The organism is Enterobacter sp. UPMP2052 (assembly GCF_053709675.1).
The window spans coordinates 1-1,699 of the sequence record NZ_JBSKJR010000025.1; the positions used below are offsets into that span (position 1 = coordinate 1).

Annotated in this window: 1 protein-coding gene; it reads left to right on the forward strand. The window is 51.7% G+C overall.

Translation table 11 applies throughout. The features are described 5' to 3' along the window. The first annotated feature begins 62 nt into the window (after positions 1-62). Positions 63-1,682, forward strand: a complete 1,620-nt coding sequence (locus ACWKX3_RS24075) for an ISL3 family transposase (protein WP_454542655.1) — start codon at positions 63-65, stop codon at positions 1,680-1,682. Positions 1,683-1,699 lie beyond the last annotated feature (17 nt).

Consider the following 1,699-nt stretch of genomic DNA (forward strand, 5'->3'; position numbering starts at 1 on the left):
ACTTGGGTGGACAAAAATTGATGAAACTTTTTAGTTAACAAGGATCTAAGCTGTTTTAAGTTGTGGATAACAAAATGGCCTCACTTAAGACACTTTTACTGCTACCGCGAGGGTGGCAAACCTGCCAACAAATTACTGGTACTGATGGAATAACCCTCCATCTCCGCGCCACGCGTAAAACGGCATCATGTCCTGAGTGCCTTGCTCGCAGCAATTCTGTTCATAGTTGTCGGCGACGGCGGATACAGCATCTTCCATGCTCAGGCCAGGCTCTCTGGTTAGTCTTTGCCATCCGGCACTGGTACTGCCGTAACCCGTCCTGTCCACGTAAAATTTTTGCTGAATCGCTTGTTCCCTTTGCGGGTCAGCAGCAGCAGTCTTCTGCATTGCTGAAAAATCTGCAGAATCAACTGGGGCTCATCGCAGGTGGTGAAGCAGGTAGACGAGCTGCAGTAGCTTCAGGAATACAGATCAGCGCGGATACTTTACTACGCAGAGTGGTTCAGGCTCCGGAACAAACAGAGAACCGGACCATGCATGTCGGTATTGACGAGTGGGCATGGCATCGGGGCCACAGGTACGGCACACTGATCGTGAATCTTGATACCCATCGCCCCCTGGTGCTGCTGCCAGGCCGGGAGCAACGTACTCTGGCGGCATGGTTCAAAAAATACCCGGAGATACAAGTCGTCTCACGCGATCGTGGGGGGATCTATGCGTTAGCTGCTCGTGATGGTGCACCGCAGGCAGTACAGGTGGCCGATCGCTGGCATCTGTTGAAGAACATCGGCGATGCGCTGGAACGCATGATGTACAGATATATGCCATTGATACGGCAGGTAGCTACTGAGCTGTCCCCCAAAAAACAGGACGCCGAAGCGTCTCTTGCACCAGTCTCAACACTACGTCGCCCTGAGCGCATTAAACGACAGAGGAGTGAAAAACGGTACCAACGCTGGACTGAGGTCGACTCTCTTCATAAAAAAGGTCACGGGATCAGAGAAATATCCCGCATCACCGGGCTGTCCCGCGTAACAGTTCGTAGGTGGATGCAGTCGAAGGCGTTCCCTGAAATATCAACGAAACCGCCAAGGCCCGGACTTCTTGATCCATGGCATGAATGGCTGGAAAGACAACGTATAAATGGTAACCATAATGCCCGGCAACTATGGCGGGAGATGGTTGACGCTGGTTTTACCGGGAGTGAAACGACTGTCAGAGATGCTGTTGCTAAGTGGCGTAAGCAGTCTAACGCTCCGGCTGTCTCACCAGGTCGACTTCCCTCTGCATCCCGGGTCAGTCGCTGGTTAATGCCCTGGCGAATGATCAGAGGAGAAGAAAACTATGCGTCCCGCTTCATCGAGTCAATGTGCCAGAAAGAGCCGCAGCTGAAAATGGCACAACAGTTGTCCCTCGACTTCTACCGGATGCTGAAGATGAAGAATAAATCACAGTTAAATCAATGGTTCTCTGACGTCAGTCAAAGTGGGCTCATTGACCTTCAGCGTGTTGCGGCCGGTATGGAAGCGGATGCAACAGCAATACACGAAGCGATAAGCAGCAGATGGAGTAATGGTGTTGTGGAAGGCCATGTAAACCGCCTAAAAATGCTTAAACGGCAGATGTATGGTCGTGCTGGCTTCGAGTTACTGCGACGACGAGTCATGAGCCCTCTGGCTTAAACTACTCCACCCAAGTT